Raw genomic sequence first — 21,018 nt, 5'->3', positions numbered from 1 at the left:
ATCTTCAACAGACCCTCGTCCCGGTCTGAAGCCCGATACGGCAGAGAGGATGCGCGCGCTCCCTGTAGAGCGGAAACACCCTATTGCAAATGAAAATAATTATCAATAGTATTATTCATAACATGCATCACCCCTAATCAAGTGTAGTGATCGACTGATGGCGCGTATGACGTGGTTAAATGAAGTGACCGGCAGTGACGCCTGGTGGCAACAGCAGCAGCAACAGGGCATTCCCTTGATTGAACCCGGCGAAGAGGGCACCTGTCAGGTCACCTTCTTCTGGCGTGATCCCCACGGTGATGAGTCCCACTCGGCGATCCGCCGCGTCTGGATCAACATCACCGGCGTGACCGATCACCATCAGTCCGCCGCCCCCTCCTCCTTAACACGCGTTCCCCATACCGATGTCTGGTGGTGGCAAACCACCCTGCCCGCTGACTGGCGCGGCAGCTATTGCCTGATACCCGATCGCCTGGCCGAGAAATTCGACGGCCAGACTGATATGCAGACGCTGCGTCAATGGTGGAGCGGCAAATTCCCGTCAGCGCAGGCGGACCCGCTCAACCCGTTGCGCAACTGGGCTGGCGGACGCGGCCTGCGGGTTTCACCGCTGCACCTGCCGCAGGCGCCCGTTCAATCGGTGTGGCACGATGTTGATCGCGGCCAGCCGGCGGCTATTCCGTTGCAACCGCTGCAGTGGCGCAGCGAACGACTGGGTAATCAACGCACGGTGTGGCTTTACTGCAGCGGTGAGGCCCCTGCCGCCGACCGCCCGCTGGCGTTATTGCTGGATGGGCAGTTCTGGGCGCAGACCATGCCGATTGCCGGTCCGCTGCGGCAACTCACCGCGGCAGGCGAACTGCCGCCGGCAGTTTATGCGATGATCGACATTATCGATCGCGAACACCGCAGCCGCGAGCTGACCTGTAATGCCGAATTCTGGCTGGCGGTGCAGCACGAACTCCTGCCGCTGATTCAGCAAACCGTCTCCTGTCGGGTGCAGGGCGACAGCACGCTGGTGGCGGGACAAAGTTTTGGCGGACTTTCCGCAGCTTACGCCGCCTTAAGCTGGCCAGAGACCTTTGGTGCCGCCATCAGCCTTTCCGGCTCTTTCTGGTGGCCGGCGCGCGGTAACCCCAACGGCTGGCTACCGCAACAACTACAACAAGGTTTGCTGCAGGCACCGCCGCGCCGCTTTTATCTTGAAGCAGGCCGACGTGAGCGGCTGATTCTGGCAGCAAATCAACAATTTGAGCGTGATTTAATCGCGGCCGGACATCAGGTCTGCTATCAGCAGTTTGAAGGCGGTCACGACGCGCTCTGCTGGCGCGGCGGCCTGCTGGCCGGATTAAAAGCAATGTGGCAATACCCGTAATTCGCCTATTGCCCCTCTTTCACACCCGAGGCCGATCGCGGTCAGCGGCGACGTGCAGGATCAGGGCGATATCTCGCCTGGATAGCACGGGCAGGAGACCAACATGCAACATCTCAATCCGTTCGACGATCCGCAGCAGGATTGTCATGTACTGATCAATAACCAGCAACAGTACAGCTTATGGCCCGCCTTCCGGGCGATTCCGTCTGGCTGGCAGCCGGTATTTGGTCCCCAGCCACAGGCGATCTGCCTCAGCTGGCTGAATGAAAACTGGCACGATATCCGCCCGGTCACCGCCAGCCGGAGTGACGATGTCTGAGATCACCATGAACCCGAATCTGACTGAACAGAAAACGTTACCGCTGGTTGCCGCTCAGCCCGGCATCTGGATCGCAGACCAGTTATCCCCACACGCCAATGCTTACGCGGTGGCGCATTTTGTCGAACTGCGCGGCGCGCTCAACAGTGCGCTGCTGGCCAAAGCTATCGTTGCCGGCATGCAGGAAGCGGATACGCTGAATATGGCGTTTGGCGAGCAGGACGGTGAACCACAGCAGTGGCCTGCGCCGCAGCACTTTGCTGAGCCGCAGGTGATTGACCTGCGCAATTCGGCCGATCCGGTCGCCGCGGCTCGTGCGCTGATGCAGCAGGATATGTCTGGTGACCTGCGGGTGATCAGCGGCGCGCCGCTGTACCACCACAGCCTGCTGCGGCTGGGTGATGAGCACTGGTACTGGTATCAGCGTTATCACCATCTGGTGGTCGATGGCTTCAGCTTTACCGCCCTGACCCGCCGTATCGCCAATCTCTACAGCGCCTGGCAGCGTGATGAAACGCCTGAGCCGACCCCGTTTACGCCATTCAGTGAGGTGGTGGAAGAGTATCAACGCTACCAGCAATCTGCTGGCTGGCAGCGTGATGCGCAGTTCTGGCGCGAAAAAGGCGCACAGCTTCCCGCGCCCGCGTCGCTCTCCGACCAGCCGCTGGCGGGCCAGAGTGCCAGTACCGATCTGCTACGTCATAGTGTTGCGCTGGACAGCAATAACTTTCAGGCCCTGCTGGCGCATACCCAGCAGCAGCAGCTCAGCGCGGCCGACACCGCCATTGCGCTGGTCTCGCTGTGGCTGTCGCGTCTCAGCGGGCAAAACGACTTTGCCGCCGGTTTCATCTTTATGCGCCGCATCGGTTCAGCCGCGCTGTGTGCCACCGGCCCGGTAATCAATGTGCTGCCGATGGCGATACACAACGATCCGGCCCAGCCGCTGAGCGCACTGGCAGCGCGCCTGGCGGGTGAAATAAAAAAAATGCGTCGTCATCAGCGCTACGATGCCGAGCAGGTGCAGCGCGATCTGGGCCGCCTCGGCGACAGCGATCCGCTCTACGGACCGGTGATCAACCTCAAGATGTTTGATTACCAGCTCGACTTTGCCGGCATTGAAGGCGTGACGCATCAGCTCGCCTCCGGCCCGGTACGCGATCTGGAGATTGCGATCTACCTGAGCGAACAGGGCGACCTGACGCTGGAGCTGCTGGCGAACGCCCAGCGCTACAGCGAAGCAATCCTCAGACAACACGCCAGCCGCGTTGATCTGCTGCTGTCGCAGCTGGCCGCCGATCCCGATCGCCCGTGTGGCGAGCTGGATATGCTGACGCCGGCTGAACATCAGCAGTTAGCCACCCTTAATCAGACGGCGATGCCGCTGCCGGCAGAAACGCTGAGCAGCCTGCTGTTAAGCCAGGCGCTGCGTACCCCGCTGGCCCCGGCGCTGGCGGATGAGGCCCATCAGCTTACTTATCAACAGATGCAGCAGCAGGTGGCGGCGCTGGCGCAGCAGCTGATTGCACAGGGAGTGATGCCGGGCGATATTGTTGCCGTCGCTCTGCCGCGATCGATCTTCCTGTCGCTGGCGCTGCAGGCCATCGTCAGCGCGGGTGCCACTTACCTGCCGCTCGATACCGGCTATCCCGACGATCGTCTGCAGATGATGCTGGAAGACGCCGCGCCGAAAACGCTGGTCACCTGTCATCAGCTGGCCGGACGACTGGCCGCCCTTACGCCGATCACGCCGCTGTTTTATGACGCGCTGTTAACCCCGAACAGGTCAGAGATCGGCCAGCAGCCACGCCCGCAGGATGGCGCTTACATTATCTATACCTCCGGCTCAACCGGTCGGCCAAAAGGAGTGCTGGTCAGCCATCAGGCGATCGTTAACCGCCTGCTGTGGATGCAGGATCACTATCCACTCGGCAGCAGTGATGTGGTATTGCAGAAAACCCCGAGCAGCTTCGATGTCTCTGTCTGGGAGTTCTTCTGGCCGCTGATGGTCGGCGCACAGCTGGTGATGGCCCCACCGGATGCCCATCGCGATCCGGAGGCGCTGCAACAGCTGTTTGCCCGCTATCGCGTTACCACCACTCACTTTGTGCCGTCGATGCTAGCGGCCTTTGTCGCCACGCTACAGGATGCGGACGCCGTAGCACGTTGCGCCAGCCTGCGCCAGGTGTTCTGCAGCGGCGAAGCGTTACCGGCTGAGCTATCACGCCAGTGGCAAACGCTGACTCAGGTCGCGCTGCACAATCTCTACGGTCCGACCGAAGCAGCGGTCGACGTCAGCTATTACCCGGCATCGGGTGAGGAACTGGCGGCGGTCGAAGGTGCCAGCGTACCGATTGGCTTCCCGGTCTGGAACACCGGTTTACGGATTCTGGATGCCCGTCTGCAACCAGTGCCGCCTGGCGTGGCTGGCGATCTCTATCTGACCGGCGTGCAGCTGGCGCATGGCTATCTTGATCGCCCTGACCTGACCGCCAGTCGTTTTGTCGCTGACCCCTATGGCGACGGCAGCCGGATGTACCGTACCGGCGATGTCGCGCGCTGGCTGGCCAATGGCGCAGTCGAATATCTCGGCCGCAGCGACGACCAGCTTAAAATCCGCGGACAGCGGATTGAACTGAATGAGATCGATCATGCCCTGGCTGCCCTGCCCGGCGTGGAGCAGGCGGTGACGCACGCCCTGGTGCTGGGCGGCGCAGACCACCAGCAAGGGGATGCGCGCCAGCTGGTCGGCTATGTGGTGGCGGATCAGCCGATTGATGCCGCAGCGATGCGTCAGGCGCTGGCGACGCAACTGCCTGCGCACATGGTACCGGTCGCTATTGTCCAGCTGGCGGCGTTGCCGCTCAGCAGCAACGGCAAGCTGGATCGTAAAGCGTTGCCGCTGCCGCAGACACAGACAGCGGAAGCGGGTCGGGACCCGCATCCGGGACTGGAAACCACCCTGGCGCAGGCGTTCGCCATGCTGCTGGAGCGGGAGTCGGTCAGCGCGCAGGATGACTTCTTCGCCCTCGGCGGCCACTCGTTACTGGCGATGCGGCTGGCGGCACAGCTGCGTCGTCGCCTCAATCAGCCGGTGTCGGTCGGCCAGATTATGATCGCCTCCACGGTGGAAAAACTGGCAGCCTTGCTGAGCAGTGAATCGGCTGAGGCCAGCCGTGCCGGCTTTGAAGCGGTGCTGCCGCTGCGGCGCGGCAGCGGGCCGACGCTGTTCTGCTTCCATCCGGCTTCAGGTTTTGCCTGGCAGTTCAGCGTGCTGCAACGCTATCTCGATGCACGCTGGTCGCTGATTGGCATTCAGTCGCCAGACCTCGCCAGCCCGCTCAATCAGGCAACGCATCTCGATGCGGTGTGTGAGGCGCACCTGGCGACGATACGCCAGCAGCAGCCGCACGGTCCTTACTATTTCCTCGGCTATTCGCTGGGCGGGACACTGGCGCAGGGTATCGCGGCGCGGCTGGAAGCCGCAGGCGAAACCGTTGCCTTCCTCGGCCTGCTGGATACCTGGCCACCAGAGACGCAGAACTGGGATGAGAAGCGCGGGGAAAACGTGCTGGATCCGGCGGTACTGGCAGAGGTTAACCGGGAGCGCGAGCAGTTTATTGCAGCACAGCGCCAGCAGGCGGGAGAAGGGATGGAGGCGCTGTTTACCACCATCGAAGCCAACTACGCCAGCTCGGTGCGACTGCTGGCCACGGCCCGCAGCGCACGCTTCAACGGCCGGGCGACCCTGTTCCTGGCGGAACAGACGCAACAGCCCGGTCAGGATGCCGGTCGCGCCTGGTCACCTTACGTTGCTGAACTGGACATATGGCCGCTGGATTGCGCCCACGTCGAGATTATTTCGCCGCGAATATTTGAACAGATTGGGCCGCGCCTGCAGCAATTGCTGGCGACGTTTTAATCCCCGACCGACTCGCGCCTTCCCCCCGGGGAAGGCCGAATCAGCTGGCTGCGCGCCCCAGCGGCACAATCATCGGGGTGTGCGCCACCGGATCGTCAACAATCATGCAGCGCAGACCGTAAATGGTTTCAATCAGCGCCGGCGTCACGATGTCGGCCGGTTTACCTTCGGCAATAATCTTACCGTCCCGCATAGCGATCAAATGGCTGGCGTAGCGGCACGCCTGATTGAGGTCGTGCAGCACCACCACCAGCGTCCGGCCATGCTGTTGATTCAGATCCTGCATTAACTCCAGCAGCTCGATCTGATGGGCAATATCCAGCCAGGTGGTGGGTTCATCGAGTAACAGCAGTGGCGTTTGCTGCGCCAGCACCATCGCAATCCAGACCCGCTGCCGCTGACCGCCGGACAAGGTATCGACCTGCTGCTGTGCCAGATCGGCCACGCCGGTCGCCAGCATCGCCTGCTGCACCGCCACTTCATCTTCCTGACGCCAGCGGCCAAACAGCGGCTGGTGAGGATAACGCCCGCGCGCCACCAGCTCACTGACGCTGATGCCGGCCGGAGCACTGGAGCTTTGCGGCAGCAGCCCGAGCCGACGCGCCACCTCTTTGGTGGCATAGTGGGCAATCGCATTACCATCCAGCAATACCTCGCCCTGTAAAGGCGATGCCAACCGGCTTAGGGTGCGCAGCAGCGTCGATTTACCACAGGCGTTGGGGCCGATAATCACCGTCAGCTCCCCGTCAGGGATTGTCACCGAGAGATTCTCCGCCACGATTTTTTTGTCATAGCCGAGCGTCAGTGCGTTGCCCTGCAAACGTGTCGTTACTGTCATTGGCGTCGCGCCTCCCGCACCAGTAGAGCAATCAGATAAAGTCCGCCCAGGCTCACGGTAATCACACCAACCGGCAGTTGATAGGGCAGGAAAAAGTGCTGCGCGGCGTAGTCAGCGGCGGTTAACAGCAGTGCGCCACATAATGCCGCCAGCGGTAATGCGCCTTTGATTCCGCCGCACAGCCGTCGGGCGATTTGGGGTGCCAGCAGCGCAATAAACGAGATCGGCCCGACCAGCGCGGTCGAGGCCGCCGTCAGGATCACCCCGGTCAGCATCAGCAGAATGCGGCTGCGCTCAACCGCTATGCCAAGCGCGCAGGCGGTGTCATCGCCCATCTCCAGTAGTCGCATGCGCCGCGCCAGCAGTGCGGTTGCCAGCAGCGCCAGCAGCAGCACGGTGATAACCGGCGTGGTTTTCGCCCAGCTGATGCCGTTCAGTGAGCCGGCGCTCCACAGGCCAGCGCTCAGTGCCGCCTCGAGTGAGGCGCTGATGATCAGCCAGCTGTTAAGCGCCATCAGCAGCGCACGCACGCTGATGCCGACAATGATCAGCCGAAACGTCTCGACGCCGTTGCGCCAGCTAAACAGCCAGACCACGCCCGCCGTCAGCAATCCGCCGATCAGCGCCGCCAGCGTCATGCCTTCCATGTTCTGCTGGAACAGCACCAGCGCCACCAGCACTCCGCTGTAGGCACCGGTATTGAAACCGAGAATATCCGGACTGCCGAGCGGATTGCGCAGCAGCGATTGAAAAATTGCGCCGCTTACGCCGAGCGCGGCACCAATCAGCAGCGCCATCATCACCCGCGGCAGACGCCACTCCAGCACGATCAGCTGGATATTGCGCGCCGCCTCGCCGTTGAACACCTGCCATAGCTGGGCAGCGGTGATCGGCAAAGTGCCGCGCGTCACGCCGAGAAAAGCCAGTGCCAGACACGCCAGCAGCAGCCAGAAGGCATTAATCGTTACGCGTCTCATACCGCACCTCTGCCGATCTTGCGGCGCACCAGCACAATCAGCATCGGCGCGCCGAGAATCGCGGTCACAATCGACACGCGTAGCTCACCCGGCACCAGCACCCGGCCGAGAATATCAGCCGCCAGCAGCAGACAGGGCGTGATGAGAATGGTGCCAGGCAGCATCCAGCGATGATCGTTGCCGAACAGCCAGCGTGCCAGATGCGGCGTCATTAATCCGACAAAGGCAATCGGCCCCACTGCGGCAGTGGCGGCGCCGCTCAGCAGGGCGATCGCCAGCAGCCCAATAAGCTGGGTGCGGGCAACGCGGGTACCGAGCGCGGTTGCCATATCACCGCCCATGCTGAGACTGTTGAGCGAGCGTGCCAGCAGCAGCGCCAGCAGGCTGCCAATCGCCACCGCAGGAAAGGTGGTGCGCAGCATGGCGAAATTACGGATATCCAGCGAACCGCTGTGCCAGAAACGCAGATGATCGTAGATGTCAGGGTTAAGCAGCGATAAGCCAGAGGTTAAGCCCTCTAACACCGCGCCCAGCGCCACCCCGGCCAGCGTCAGACGTACCGGATTAACCCGTCCACCACCGATAGCGCCGGTCAGCGCCACCAGCAACGACGCCAGCAGCGCCCCGCTAAAGGCAAAGCCCAGCCAGTCGGCCGGCGAATCGGCACCGAACAGCGCAATGCCCAGCACCACCGCGAAGCCAGCCCCGGCATTAATACCCAGAATACCGGGATCGGCCAGCGGATTGCGCGTCAGGCTTTGCATCAGCGCGCCCGCCACGCCGAGGCCAACACCCGCCAGCAGCCCGGCCAGGGTGCGCGGCAGTCGGGCGTCACGCACAATAATGCAGTTCGCGCTGGAGCAGTCGGTCAGCAGCGCCTGGCTGACATCATGAAAGGCAATGGATTTGGCACCCAGCATCAGGCTAAGCGCGAAGAGCAGCAACAGCAGCATCCCTGAACCTGCTATTACATGGAATTGACGCATAACGTTTAAACCTTCACGAATTCAATGGCATCGCAGCGGATACCTTTATGATAATGATACTTGTTATCGTTCTTACGCGTTTTTTGTATGTTACCATGACTCGTAAACTCAATGACGAGGAAAATGGGTGCAAAAAGGCGACGTTATGAACAAACCCTCCCACTTTATCGATCTCAGCCTGCTGAAAACCCATCCCGCCTTCCGCGCCGTGTTTATCGCCCGATTTATCTCTATCGTCGCGCTTGGCATGCTGGCTGTCGCGGTACCGGTACAGATTCAACAGCTGACGCAATCCCCGCTGCTGGTCGGACTGGCGGTCACGCTGGCCGGTGCCGGCATGTTTATCGGCCTGCTGACCGGTGGCGTGCTGGCCGATCGCTACGAACGCCGACGCCTGATTTTATTTGCCCGTTCCACCTGCGGCCTCGGTTTTGTCGCGCTGTGTGTCAATGCCCTGCTGCCCGCGCCCTCGGTGATCGCGGTATTTGTGCTGGGCCTGTGGGATGGCTTTTTTGGTGCGATTGGCGTCACCGCTCTGCTGGCTGCCACGCCGGCGCTGGTGGGGCGCGAAAATATCATGAAAGCGGGCGCTATCACCATGCTGACGGTTCGCTTTGGCGCTATCCTGTCGCCGGCGATTGCCGGCCTGGTGATCGCCCATGCTGGCGTGGCCTGGAACTACGGTCTGGCGGCGATCGGCACCTTGCTGACGGTGCTCACCCTGCTGCGACTGCCGACGCTTGCGCCGCCACCGCAACCGCGTGAACATCCGCTGACCGCGTTATCCGCCGGGATTGGTTTTCTGTTCGCCAGCCCGATCGTCGGCATGGCCGCGCTGGTTGGCGCGCTGGTCACCTTAGCCAGTGCGGTGCGGGTGCTCTACCCGGCGCTGGCTCCGCACTGGCAGGTCGGACTGGAGCAGCTGGGGCTGATGTATGCCGCCGTTCCACTTGGGGCGGCGGTCGGTGCCTTAACCAGTGGCCGGCTGGCGCAGTCGTCGCAGCCGGGCCGATTGATCCTGGCCAGCGCCATTGCCGCCTTTGTGGCGCTGGGCCTGTTCAGCCTGATGCCGTGGTTCAGCCTGAGTCTGGTCTGCCTCGCCGCGTTTGGTTATTTCAGTGCTATTAACAGCCTGGTGCAGTATGCCCTGATCCAGACGCTAACGCCGGATGCGCTGCTTGGGCGGATCAACAGCCTGTGGACGGCGCAGAATGTTACCGGTGATGCGCTTGGCGCGGCGATGATCGGGGCGATGGGGTCACTGCTGCCGCCGCAGCAGGCGGCAGGCCTGCTGGGTCTGGCCGCCACCGTGCTGGGTGTTGTGATGTGGCTGCTGATGGCGCGTTTGCGCCGTTATCAACCGCCTGCACCCGGGCAGGCGGAAACATCATCATGATTTAACGAACAGCGCCTCCAGTCGGTTCAGCAGATTGCTGGCGCTGTAGTAATCCAGACGGAAGGTATCCAGCCCCAGCGCGTAGACCGCTTTGCTACGCACCGCCGGAGTCTGGGCCAGGAAAGGATTCTTCATCACCTGCTCTGCGGTTTTCGGTTCGGCGGCAAACAGCAGATACGAGTGTCCATTCAGCCCGGCAGCCAGATTTTCCCCTGACAGCTGAATGATGTCTTTACGCTGCCCCATGCTGTGACCGTGCTGCATGTCGGCAGGTGGCGTGGCCAGGGTGAATCCCAGCTGTTGCAGCAATTTCCCCTGCGCGGACGCCTCAGTCCACAGATTAACTGCGCGACCGTCACCGTTCCAGACCATGGCGGAAACCGGCTGCGGCGGCAGCGTCAACGCTGAGCGGAGCGCTTTTTCACGCGCATCGAACGCGCTTATCCGGGCAGCGGCTTGTGTTTCATGGCCGGTTGCCTCGCCCAGCAGCGTCACCAGCTGCTGCCAGCTTTTATCGTCGTAGTTGATCACCAGCACCGGCGCGATGGCGGTCAGCTGATCGACCAGTTTGATCGCTGAGTCATTGCCGGTGGCACTGACCACAATCAGGTCCGGCGCTTCCGCCGCAATCGCTTCGGCATTTGGCTCGCCAATATAGAGACGTTTTACGCCGCGCTGTTTTGCCGCCTCGCCCCACTGACGGAAGAACCCTTGCCCATCGGCCAGCCGGCTGTTGGGTGCCGTTGCGCCGCTGGCGATCACCGGCGCATCAATCGCCAGAAGCGAGCCGGTCAGGGTGACGCTGGTCGAGACAATGCGGGTCGGCGCCTCTGATAGCGTCACACTGCCTTTCGCGCCCGCCACCGTGCGCGGCCAGCCGTTCTGTGCCGCCACTGCAAAGCTGATACAGAAGAAAAACAGCGCTATCGCCGCCTTTACACCACGTTTAGTCATAAATTTCAGTCCACTTTTATACTGGCTATTTGCCCTGCTGTTTGTGCTGATTTAGCAGGAAAACGCAGCCGAAACACCGCGTATTTATTGACACTTCCGGCTAATCAACGTAGGTTACTGGGCCACAATACAAATGATAATCATTATTAATTATCTTATCATTTATAGGTGAAAATTATGGTGGAATCGTTGACGTTTGAACATCCCTTGTTGCAGGATTTCTCCGCGTTGTGCCGCGGCTTCCTGTTTACTTCTCCCTGGAAAAGCCTGACCACGCAAGGCTGCTTCACCACGCTGACCACCCCGGTAACCGCAGGTGAGACACTGACAGGGGATTTTCAGCAACAATTGCAGCACCATTTTGCCTCAGCCAGAAAACAGGGCATTACTCACCCTATTCTGGTGGGTGCGATCCCGTTTGACGTCAATCAGCCATCGGCACTGTTTATCCCCGAATCGTATCAGACCTTTAACCGCGACGATCTGCATGCGGTTACCTTACCACCCGAAGCCACTTTGCCGCAGGTGCGTCGCCGCACGGCGGTGCCGGATCATGCTAATTTCACCAATATGGTAGCGCAGGCAGTAGCCGCAACGCAGCGTGGCGATCTGGATAAAGTGGTGCTGTCGCGGCTGATGGATATCACGGCTGAACAGCCGGTGGATACCGCGGCGCTGATGCAGCGCATCGTGGCGCAGAACCCTAACAGCTATCACTTTCATCTGCCGCTGCCGGAAGGGGGTGCGCTGGTCGGGGCCAGCCCGGAATTAATGATCCGCAAACAGGGACGGGATTTCAGCTCCTGTCCGCTGGCCGGTTCGGCCCGCCGTGATGCCGATCCGCAGCGTGACCAGGCCGCAGGTGAGAGCCTGATGCGCTCGGATAAAGATCGCCATGAACATCAGCTGGTAACCGATGCGATGCGCCACACGCTGCAGCCGCGCAGCCGGATGCTGTCGGTGCCGGAGGTGCCGTCGCTGATCACCACCGCAACCTTATGGCATCTCGCCACCCTGATTAAGGGTGAAGTGCTCGACCCGCGCGAAAATGCGCTGTCGCTGGCCTGCCTGCTGCATCCAACGCCGGCACTGAGCGGCTTCCCGCATCAGAGCGCCCAGCAGCTGATACAGCAACTCGAACCGTTTGAGCGCCAGCTGTTTGGCGGCATCGTCGGCTGGTGCGATGACCAGGGCAATGGCGAATGGGTGGTGACGATTCGCTGCGGCACGGTCAATGGGCCACGCGTGCGGCTGTTTGCTGGCGCGGGCATCGTTGCTGACTCCCAACCAGAATCAGAATGGCGTGAAACCGGCGTCAAACTTGACACCATGCTTCGCGCTTTTGGACTGCAATAAAGGACCCTGTATGACCATTTCCTACAGCCGCTGGCCTGACGATCTGGCCGCGCGTTACCGCGAAAAAGGCTACTGGCTCGATCTGCCGATGACCGATATCCTCGAACGCCACCAACAGAGCGACAGCGTGGCGGTGATTGATGGCGATCGGCAGTTCAGCTACCGTCAGCTGGCCCGCTTAAGTGACAATCTGGCAGCAGCGTTGCAGCGTCGTGGCCTCAAATCGGGAGATACCGCGCTGGTGCAGCTCGGCAACGTGGCCGAATTTTACCTGACGCTGTTTGCGCTGTTTAAAATTGGCGTCGCGCCGGTTAACGCGCTGTTCAGCCATCAGCGTACTGAGCTGACGGCGTACGCCAGCCAGATTTCGCCGCGCCTGCTGATTGCCGATCGCAGCCATACGCTGTTTGCTGATGACAGTTTTATCAGCCAGCTGTGCCACGATCATACCCAGCTGCAGCAGGTGGTCCTGCGTGGTGATGCTCAGGCTGAAAACAGCCTTGAAAGCCTGCTGGCCGAACCGGCAGGTGATTTCGTTGCGACGCCGACCGCCGGTGATGAAGTGGCTTTTTTCCAGCTCTCCGGCGGCAGCACCGGCACGCCGAAACTGATCCCGCGCACCCATAACGACTACTATTACAGCATCCGCGAAAGTGACGTTATCTGTGGGGTGACCGCCGACACCCGTTATCTGATCGCCCTGCCCGCTGCGCATAATTTTCCGATGAGCTCACCGGGCGCGCTGGGGGTCTTCTACGCGGGCGGACAGGTTATTCTGGCAGCCGATCCCAGCGCTACGCTCTGCTTCCCGCTGATTGAAAAGCATCAGGTAACCGATACCGGTCTGGTCCCGCCAGCCGTTAGTCTGTGGCTGCAGGCGATTCAGGAATGGGGCAGCAATGCCGCACTGGCTTCGCTGCAACGCATTCAGGTCGGTGGCGCGAAGCTGGGCGAGACCCTGGCGGCACGTATTCAGTCTGAGATAGGCTGCAAACTGCAGCAGGTGTTTGGCATGGCAGAAGGCCTGGTGAACTACACCCGGCTCGATGATGATGAAACCACCATTCTGACCACCCAGGGCCGCCCGATCTCGCCGGATGATGAAGTGTGGGTGGCCGATGAACAGGGTAATCCGCTGCCGACCGGCGCCATTGGCCGTCTGATGACGCGCGGGCCTTATACTTTCCGCGGCTACTACAACAGCCCGGAACACAATGCCGCCAGCTTCGATTCACAGGGCTTTTACTGCTCTGGCGATCTGATTGAGATCACCCCGCAAGGCAACATCATTGTTCAGGGGCGTGAGAAAGATCAGATCAACCGCGGCGGCGAAAAGATCGCGGCGGAAGAGATCGAGAACCTGCTGCAACGCCATCCTGATGTGATCCACGCAGCACTGGTGTCGATGAACGATGAATTGATGGGTGAGAAGAGCTGTGCCTTCATCGTGGCGCGTCAGCCGGTGAAACCGGTAGCGCTGCGTCGTCACCTGCGTGAACTTGGGGTCGCGGAATTCAAACTGCCCGACCGTATTACCTGCGTAGATGCCCTGCCGCTGACCCACGTCGGCAAGGTGGATAAAAAACGTCTGCGCCAACAACTTGCCGATCAACAAGCGCAAGCCTGACCTGTCCGGAGATTTTTCTATGGCCATTCCAAAACTGACCTCTTATCCGCTGCCAGCCGCCACTGAATTGCCGACCAACAAGGTAAAATGGGCACTGGAGTCGGGCCGTGCGGCGCTGCTGATCCACGATATGCAGCGTTATTTCCTCAACTTCTGGGGCGAGAATAGCCCGCTGGTGGAGCAGGTCGTCGACAACATTGCCCGCCTGCGCCACTACTGTAAAGCGCAGGGGATTCCGGTGTTCTATACCGCGCAGCCGAATGCGCAGAGCGATGAAGATCGTGCGTTGCTCAACGACATGTGGGGTCCGGGCCTGAATAAGCACCCCGATCAGCAGAAGATCGTGGACGCGCTGGCACCGGATGCCGACGATCATGTGCTGACCAAATGGCGCTACAGCGCCTTCCATCGCTCGCCGCTTGAGTCGATCCTGCAGGAGATGGGCCGCGATCAGCTGATCATTACCGGCGTCTATGCCCATATCGGCTGCCTGACCACCGCCACCGACGCATTTATGCGCAACATTCAACCGTTTATGGTGGCCGATGCGCTGGCGGATTTCAGCCGCGATGAGCATATGATGGCGCTGACCTACACCGCTGGCCGCAGTGGTAAAGTGGTGATGACCGCCGACCTGATGCCGCTGCCGCTGAGCAAAGACGATCTGCGTGCGCTGATCCTGCCGCTGCTGGAAGATGACGACGTGCCGGAAGATGATGAAAACCTGATCGATTACGGTCTGGATTCGGTGCGGGTGATGGCGCTGGCGGCGCGCTGGCGTCAGGTGCACAGCGACATCGACTTTGTCAGCCTGGCCAAAAATCCGAGCATAGATGGCTGGTGGGCCTTGCTGTCCCGGGAGCCTGCGCAATGAGCCATTCGTTTGACTTCAGCGAAAAAATTGTCTGGATAACCGGTGCCGGCCAGGGGATTGGCTATCATACCGCGCTGGCGTTTCATCAGGCGGGTGCGCAGGTCGAAGCTTTCGATCAGCGTTTTCACGGCCACGACTATCCGTTTCCCTGCCATACGCTGGACGTGTCCGATCCTGATCAGGTGAGTTCGCTCTGCCAGCGTCTGCTGGCGACGCAGCCGCGTATTGATGTGTTGGTGAACGCGGCCGGTATCCTGCGAATTGGCGCTACCGATGAGCTGTCGTTCACCGACTGGCAGGCCTGCCTTAACGTTAATGCCGGTGGCGCGTTCAACCTGTTTCAGCAAACCCTGCCGGTGTTCCGGCAGCAGCGGGCGGGCGCGATTGTCACCATCGCCTCCAACTCAGCGCACGCACCGCGGATTGGCATGTCCGCCTATGGTGCCTCAAAAGCCGCCCTGCGCAGCCTCTGCCTGACGGTGGGTCTGGAGATGGCGCCGTATGGCGTTCGCTGCAATATCGTCTCACCCGGCTCAACCGATACCGATATGCAGCGCAGCCTGTGGCATACGCCGACCGGTGAGCAGGAGATGATCGCGGGCTTCCCGGACCAATTCAAACTCGGTATTCCGTTAGGAAAGATCGCACAGCCGCAGGAAATTGCCGCTAACGTGCTGTTCCTCGCCTCCGATCTTGCCAGCCACGTCACCTTACAGGATATTGTGGTGGATGGCGGTGCAACCCTGGGAGCCTGATAATGTCAGCGATCTGGAAACGATCTATCGATCTTACTGCCCTGAATGCGCTGGGTGAGAACTCGCTGGTGGCACATCTGGGGATCATTTTTACCGTAATCGGTGATGATTATCTGGAAGCGACCATGCCGGTCGATGCCCGAACGCATCAGCCTTTTGGCCTGCTGCACGGTGGCGCGTCCGTGGTACTGGCGGAGTCAATGGGATCGGTTGCGGGCTATCTGGCCGTTGAGGAAGGCAGCAGCGTGGTGGGCGTGGAAGTGAATGCCAGCCATCATCGTGCGGTATCAAGCGGTGTGGTACGCGGAATTTGTCGTCCGCTGCATCTGGGTAAGCGCAGCCAGAGCTGGCAGATTGAGATTCGTAACGGTCGCGATCAGCTGTGTTGCAGCGCCCGGCTGGGCGTGGCGGTAATGAGCTAACAACGGTGTGATGCTCCCCTTTCAGGATGAAAAGGGAGCATCGCGCATCAGCGGTGAGCCGGTGATGCGCGCAGAGCGTTAGCGCTGATAGATAATTTCGACGCCTTCGTCGTCTTCATCATCCCAGTCTTCATCCCACTCTTCATCTTCCACTTCAACCGCGTTTTCAATGGCTTCTTTGTGGTAATCATCCCACATGAACTCCACTTTCTCCGGCTGTTTCTCTTCGAGCTCGGCTTCTTTCGGGTTGGCGTTGATGAAGCTCATCACGTCCCAGCAGAGTTCGTTGACACCGGTACGGCTGGCAGCCGAGATCAGGTAATACTTCCCTTCCCAGCCCAGCGCGTCAGCAATCGCTTTAGCGCGTGACTGCGCTTCTTCTTCGCTCAGCAGGTCAATTTTATTGAACACCAGCCAGCGCGGCTTGTTGAACAGCTTATCGCTGTATTTTTCCAGCTCGCCGAGAATGATGCGCGCGTTTTCAATCGGATCGCTTTCATCGATAGGATCGATGTCGATCAGGTGCAACAGCACGCGGCAACGCTCGAGGTGCTTCAGGAAGCGAATACCCAGACCCGCGCCTTCGGCTGCGCCTTCGATCAGGCCAGGGATATCGGCCACCACAAAGCTCTGCTCGCTGTCCATACGGACCACGCCAAGGCTCGGGACCAGAGTGGTAAACGGATAGTCCGCCACTTTCGGTTTGGCTGCCGAGACGGCACGGATAAAGGTCGATTTACCGGCGTTTGGTAAGCCCAGCATCCCGACGTCGGCCAGCAGCATCAGCTCCAGCTGCAGGTCGCGTTTTTCACCGGGCGTACCCATGGTTTTCTGACGCGGACTGCGGTTAACCGACGATTTGAAGCGGGTATTGCCCAGGCCATGCCAGCCGCCTTTGCCGACCATCAGTTTCTGGCCGTGGCGCGTCATGTCGCCTAAGGTCTCACCGGTGCCCTGGTCGATCACCCGGGTGCCGACCGGCACTTTCACCACAATATCTTTGCCGCGTTTGCCGGTACAGTCACGACTCTGGCCGTTCTGCCCACGCTCGGCGCGGAAAGACTTTTCGAAACGATAATCGATCAGGGTGTTAAGGTTTTCGTCAGCGATCAGGTAAACGTCACCGCCGTCACCACCATCACCCCCGTCCGGGCCGCCTTTCGGGATATATTTTTCGCGGCGGAAGCTGACGCAACCATTACCGCCATCGCCGGCGACGACCAAAATTGTCGCTTCATCAACAAACTTCATTTTCTATCTCCGTCACACAATCGTCTGCAGCACTCTGCAAACGGGTCCGCCAGGGTCTTCTGCGCTGACCAGCGGCGGATAAATCAGGATTGGCTTTCGCCAGTGCGTACATAAAGTGTACAGCAATCTTTTGTGATGCGTTACCTTCACGGCAACCGAGCGCAGAATGTAAAAAGCCCCGCAGCAGTTGCGGGGCCTTTAATTCGTGCGTTCAGACGTTAAACGTCTGCGTCACGACAACCTTACTCAGCAACGATGCTGATGTATTTACGGTTGTTCGGACCTTTGATTTCGAATTTTACTTTGCCGTCTGCGGTAGCAAACAGGGTGTGGTCACGACCACAACCTACGTTGTTACCGGCGTGGAATTTGGTGCCACGCTGACGAACGATGATGCTACCCGCCAGAACGGATTCACCACCAAAACGTTTTACACCCAGACGTTTTGCGTTGGAGTCACGACCATTTCGAGTCGAACCACCAGCCTTTTTATGTGCCATTTGTCAGATCTCCTCTTAGGCAGTGATGCCAGTGATTTTCACATCAGTGAACCACTGACGGTGGCCTTGCTGCTTACGGTAGTGTTTACGACGACGAAACTTAACGATCTTAATTTTCTCGCCACGACCATGAGCAACAACTTCCGCCTTGATCATACCGCCTGAAACCAGTGGCGCGCCGATTTTCACGTCTTCGCCATTGGCAATCATCAGAACCTGGTCAAACTCAATGGTTTCACCGGTTGCGATGTCCAGCTTTTCCAGGCGAACGGTCTGACCTTCGCTTACTCGGTGTTGTTTACCACCACTTTGGAAAACCGCGTACATATAAAACTCCGCTTCTGCGCTTGCCTTTTAGTTCATCAGGCGGCGCGCTAAATATTCACAATAGGGCGCGAATTCTACGCAAAACTCCAGGAGAAGACAAGAGCACTTTGCACTCTCTTGCAGAAAAAAAACACAGGCCGAACGCAAACGTTCCTCAACCAGAAAATTCAAGTACAATCAGTAACAGATTACCTGAACGCTGGCTGGGTAAAAGCACTTACCATGGCAGAGAAACGAGTCATAGCTGAAAAGACGAATGAACTTAGAACAGATTAATGAATTAACCGCACAGGATATGGCTGCCGTTAACCAGACCATCCTCGACCAGCTGAATTCAGATGTCTCGCTCATCAACCAGTTGGGCTATTACATCATCAGTGGTGGGGGCAAGCGTATCCGCCCCATGATCGCCGTGCTATCCGCACGCGCCATGGGTTACAAGGGCGATCTGCACGTTACCAATGCGGCGCTGATCGAATTTATCCATACCGCCACGCTGTTGCATGACGATGTGGTGGATGAATCCGATATGCGTCGTGGCAAAGCCACCGCCAATGCGGCGTTCGGCAATGCGGCGAGCGTGCTGGTCGGTGATTTTATCTACACCCGTGCCTTCCAGATGATGACCAGCATGGGCTCATTGCGCATTCTGGCGCTGATGTCGGAAGCGGTAAACGTGATTGCTGAAGGCGAAGTGCTGCAGCTGATGAACGTGAACGATCCTGACATCACGGAAGAGAGCTACATGCGCGTGATTTACAGCAAGACTGCGCGCCTGTTCGAAGCGGCATCGCAGGCGTCCGCGATTCTGGCGGAAGCCACACCGGAAGAGGAAAAAGCGCTGCAGGATTATGGACGTTATCTGGGTACCGCTTTCCAGTTAATTGACGATTTACTGGATTACAGTGCCGACGGTGAAACACTGGGTAAAAATACCGGCGACGATCTGAGCGAAGGGAAACCGACGCTGCCGTTACTGCATGCGATGCAGCACGGATCGCCGGATCAGGCGAAGATGATCAGAGAAGCAATTGAACAAGGCAATGGCCGGCATCTGCTGGAGCCGGTGCTGGAAGCAATGAATCAGTGCGGCTCGCTGGAATGGACGCGCAAGCGTGCGGAACAGGAAGCGGATAAGGCCATTGAAGCATTGAAAATCCTGCCGGAAACGCCGTGGCGCAGCGCGCTGGAGTCGCTGGCGCACATGTCCGTTCAACGCGATTTCTAATCCCTGACGGAGCCAGCCCTGGCTCCGTTTTTGTTTATCTGCTCCCACTTCTTTCACGCTTCTTTCTCTGGTTGCACCTCTTTTGCGCGGGTTCACGCAGATCTGGCTTAAGATCCAAATTTTACTGGAAACATATGGAAGCTATTTGCTATAAATCCCACTAACTTTCCAGATAACATTGCAAAAAGGAAAGCCGGCACCCGTCTGGGTGACGCAATAACACGGAAAAGGAGAACAGGTTTATGCAGAAAAGGATTGAAGACTGGCATCCCGCCGACATTATCGCCGCCTTACACAAGCGCGGCACGACGCTGGCCGCGCTGTCACGCTCGGCAGGCCTGAGTTCATCAACCCTGGCCAATGCGCTGTCGCGACCGTGGCCCAAGGGTGAGTGGCTGATTGCCGAGGCGATTGCTATCCATCCCGCCGAGATCTGGCCCAGCCGCTACTACGATGCCGATACGCATTGCCTGCTGGATCGTAAGAAACGGATCCGATCGCTGCCCGATCAACCTATCGATCACAGCGATCTTTAGTTCTTACCCGGCGAAAAAAAACCAGCTCCGGATGCCGGAGCTGGCTCATGGTCTTGCCGCGAAGCGGGATTATTCGTCGCCGCTTACGCGCTCAATATTCGCACCCATCGCTTTCAGTTTATCTTCGATGTGTTCATAGCCACGATCGATATGATAGATACGATCGACCAGCGTGGTGCCTTCCGCGATGCAACCCGCCAGTACCAGGCTGGCAGACGCACGTAAATCGGTGGCCATTACCTGCGCGCCAGACAGCGTTTCAACGCCGTGACAAATCGCGGTATTGCTCTCAATTTCCGCGTGCGCACCCATACGAATTAATTCCGGGATGTGCATGAAGCGGTTTTCAAAGATAGTTTCGGTGATCAGGCCAGTGCCTTCTGCGACCAGGTTAAGCAGCGTGAACTGCGCCTGCATATCGGTTGGGAAACCCGGATGCGGTGCGGTGCGGACGTTAACCGCTTTTGGCCGCTTGCCATGCATATCCAGGCTGATCCAGTCTTCACCGGTTTCGATATCCGCACCCGCGTCACGCAGTTTCGCCAGGACGGCATCCAGCGTATCGGGCTGCGTTTTATGACAGACCACTTTGCCACCTGAAATGGCGGCCGCTACCAGGAAGGTGCCGGTCTCAATACGGTCTGGCAGTACGCGATAAACCCCGCCACCCAGACGTTCAACGCCTTCGATGGTGATTTTATCGGTGCCTGCGCCGCTGATTTTTGCGCCGAGGGTGTTCAGGAAGTTGGCGGTATCGACAATTTCTGGCTCACGGGCGGCATTCTCAATCACCGTCGTGCCGGTTGCCAGCGTCGCGGCGCTCATGATGGTGACGGTCGCACCGACGCTGATTTTATCCATCACGATCAGCGCGCCTTTCAGACGGCCGTTGACGGACGCTTTAACGTAGCCTTCTTCCAGTTTGATCTCGGCACCCAGCTGCTCAAGGCCGGTAATATGCAGGTCGACCGGACGCGCGCCAATTGCGCAGCCACCCGGCAGGGAAACCTGTCCCTGACCAAAACGCGCCACCAGCGGACCCAGCGCCCAGATCGAGGCACGCATAGTTTTCACCAGGTCGTAAGGGGCACAGAATACGTCTACCGCGCTGGCATCGACATGCACAGAACCGTTGCGCTCCACCTTCGCACCCAGCTGGCTCAGCAGCTTCATGGTGGTATCGATGTCGCGCAGCTTCGGCACGTTCTGGATCTCGACCGGCTCTTCAGCCAGCAGGGCAGCAAACAGAATAGGCAGCGCGGCGTTCTTCGCCCCGGAAATGGTTACTTCACCACTTAAGCGGGTGGGGCCTTGCACACGAAATTTGTCCATTAACACGGCTCTCAATTAACTAGCTAAAGGTTGGACTCGCGCACCG

Annotated in this window: 19 protein-coding genes; 11 read left to right on the top strand and 8 right to left on the bottom strand. The window is 59.3% G+C overall.

The window, feature by feature from the left end; translation table 11 throughout:
* Positions 1–157: 157 nt before the first annotated feature.
* The 3 genes from fes (at position 158) to AC6I8D_RS02020 (ending at position 5,613) form a co-directional block, all read left to right on the top strand.
* Positions 158–1,375, top strand: a complete 1,218-nt coding sequence (gene fes / locus AC6I8D_RS02030) for an enterochelin esterase (RefSeq protein ID WP_497819573.1) — start codon at positions 158–160, stop codon at positions 1,373–1,375.
* A 103-nt stretch (positions 1,376–1,478) separates the two neighbouring features.
* A complete protein-coding gene (locus AC6I8D_RS02025) occupies positions 1,479–1,694 on the top strand; it encodes an MbtH family protein (RefSeq protein WP_312055281.1) in 216 nt (71 codons plus the stop codon).
* Positions 1,687–5,613 (top strand): enterobactin synthase subunit F, encoded by a 3,927-nt coding sequence (locus tag AC6I8D_RS02020; protein WP_497819572.1) that lies wholly within the window; start codon positions 1,687–1,689, stop codon positions 5,611–5,613. Before AC6I8D_RS02025 ends, AC6I8D_RS02020 begins: the two co-directional genes overlap by 8 nt.
* Before the next feature lie 40 nt (positions 5,614–5,653).
* Here AC6I8D_RS02020 and AC6I8D_RS02015 read toward each other — a convergent pair whose 3' ends face one another.
* From AC6I8D_RS02015 to fepD, 3 genes are read right to left on the bottom strand one after another with little or no spacing between them, the layout of a single operon-like run.
* Positions 5,654–6,451, bottom strand: a complete 798-nt coding sequence (locus AC6I8D_RS02015; RefSeq protein WP_312055283.1) for an ATP-binding cassette domain-containing protein — start codon at positions 6,449–6,451, stop codon at positions 5,654–5,656.
* On the bottom strand, positions 6,448–7,428 hold the full coding sequence (gene fepG / locus AC6I8D_RS02010; RefSeq protein WP_497819571.1) for an iron-enterobactin ABC transporter permease: 981 nt from the start codon (positions 7,426–7,428) through the stop codon (positions 6,448–6,450). The genes AC6I8D_RS02015 and fepG overlap by 4 nt, the downstream gene beginning before the upstream one ends.
* Positions 7,425–8,414 (bottom strand): Fe(3+)-siderophore ABC transporter permease, encoded by a 990-nt coding sequence (gene fepD / locus AC6I8D_RS02005; RefSeq protein WP_497819570.1) that lies wholly within the window; start codon positions 8,412–8,414, stop codon positions 7,425–7,427. The genes fepG and fepD overlap by 4 nt, the downstream gene beginning before the upstream one ends.
* 145 nt (positions 8,415–8,559) lie before the next feature.
* On the opposite strand from fepD, the gene entS reads away from it, so the two are divergent.
* Positions 8,560–9,810, top strand: coding sequence for an enterobactin transporter EntS (gene entS / locus AC6I8D_RS02000; RefSeq protein WP_497819569.1), 1,251 nt, complete (start codon positions 8,560–8,562; stop codon positions 9,808–9,810).
* Here entS and fepB read toward each other — a convergent pair.
* Positions 9,805–10,764, bottom strand: coding sequence for a Fe2+-enterobactin ABC transporter substrate-binding protein (gene fepB, locus AC6I8D_RS01995; protein WP_497819568.1), 960 nt, complete (start codon positions 10,762–10,764; stop codon positions 9,805–9,807). The genes entS and fepB overlap by 6 nt on opposite strands.
* A 177-nt stretch (positions 10,765–10,941) precedes the next feature.
* Between fepB and AC6I8D_RS01990 the strand changes: the two genes are divergently transcribed.
* From AC6I8D_RS01990 to AC6I8D_RS01970, 5 genes are read left to right on the top strand one after another with little or no spacing between them, the layout of a single operon-like run.
* The gene (locus AC6I8D_RS01990) at positions 10,942–12,120 is read left to right on the top strand and encodes an isochorismate synthase (RefSeq protein ID WP_497819567.1); all 1,179 of its coding nucleotides are present in this window, start codon (positions 10,942–10,944) and stop codon (positions 12,118–12,120) included.
* Between the two features lie 10 nt (positions 12,121–12,130).
* Complete coding sequence (locus AC6I8D_RS01985; RefSeq protein ID WP_312055289.1) at positions 12,131–13,747, top strand: (2,3-dihydroxybenzoyl)adenylate synthase; 1,617 nt, start codon at positions 12,131–12,133, stop codon at positions 13,745–13,747.
* A 19-nt stretch (positions 13,748–13,766) separates the two neighbouring features.
* Positions 13,767–14,621 (top strand): isochorismatase family protein, encoded by an 855-nt coding sequence (locus tag AC6I8D_RS01980; protein ID WP_312055290.1) that lies wholly within the window; start codon positions 13,767–13,769, stop codon positions 14,619–14,621.
* The gene (gene dhbA, locus AC6I8D_RS01975) at positions 14,618–15,376 is read left to right on the top strand and encodes a 2,3-dihydro-2,3-dihydroxybenzoate dehydrogenase (protein ID WP_497819566.1); all 759 of its coding nucleotides are present in this window, start codon (positions 14,618–14,620) and stop codon (positions 15,374–15,376) included. Before AC6I8D_RS01980 ends, dhbA begins: the two co-directional genes overlap by 4 nt.
* Before the next feature lie 2 nt (positions 15,377–15,378).
* The gene (locus AC6I8D_RS01970) at positions 15,379–15,798 is read left to right on the top strand and encodes a hotdog fold thioesterase (RefSeq protein ID WP_497819565.1); all 420 of its coding nucleotides are present in this window, start codon (positions 15,379–15,381) and stop codon (positions 15,796–15,798) included.
* Between the two features lie 78 nt (positions 15,799–15,876).
* On the opposite strand, the gene cgtA is transcribed toward AC6I8D_RS01970, so the two are convergent.
* From cgtA to rplU, 3 genes are all read right to left on the bottom strand, one after another.
* Entirely contained in the window at positions 15,877–17,049 is a 1,173-nt protein-coding gene (gene cgtA / locus AC6I8D_RS01965) for an Obg family GTPase CgtA (RefSeq protein ID WP_031375433.1), read from the bottom strand.
* Positions 17,050–17,291: 242 nt separating this feature from the next.
* Positions 17,292–17,549 (bottom strand): 50S ribosomal protein L27, encoded by a 258-nt coding sequence (rpmA, locus tag AC6I8D_RS01960; protein WP_031375434.1) that lies wholly within the window; start codon positions 17,547–17,549, stop codon positions 17,292–17,294.
* 15 nt (positions 17,550–17,564) lie between these two features.
* Positions 17,565–17,876, bottom strand: a complete 312-nt coding sequence (gene rplU / locus AC6I8D_RS01955; RefSeq protein WP_031375435.1) for a 50S ribosomal protein L21 — start codon at positions 17,874–17,876, stop codon at positions 17,565–17,567.
* Between the two features lie 256 nt (positions 17,877–18,132).
* Between rplU and ispB the strand changes: the two genes are divergently transcribed.
* Together ispB and AC6I8D_RS01945 are read left to right on the top strand one after the other, a co-directional pair.
* On the top strand, positions 18,133–19,104 hold the full coding sequence (gene ispB, locus AC6I8D_RS01950) for an octaprenyl diphosphate synthase (RefSeq protein WP_031375436.1): 972 nt from the start codon (positions 18,133–18,135) through the stop codon (positions 19,102–19,104).
* A 242-nt stretch (positions 19,105–19,346) separates the two neighbouring features.
* Positions 19,347–19,640, top strand: a complete 294-nt coding sequence (locus tag AC6I8D_RS01945) for a helix-turn-helix domain-containing protein (protein ID WP_497819564.1) — start codon at positions 19,347–19,349, stop codon at positions 19,638–19,640.
* Positions 19,641–19,709: 69 nt separating this feature from the next.
* Here the strand turns inward: AC6I8D_RS01945 and murA are convergent, their stop codons facing one another.
* A complete protein-coding gene (gene murA, locus AC6I8D_RS01940) occupies positions 19,710–20,972 on the bottom strand; it encodes a UDP-N-acetylglucosamine 1-carboxyvinyltransferase (protein WP_031375438.1) in 1,263 nt (420 codons plus the stop codon).
* Positions 20,973–21,018 lie beyond the last annotated feature (46 nt).

It is taken from the genome of Pantoea sp. X-Soil-MYKO-1785 (genome assembly GCF_059730675.1).
This window is presented reverse-complemented; position numbering and strand designations above follow the sequence as displayed.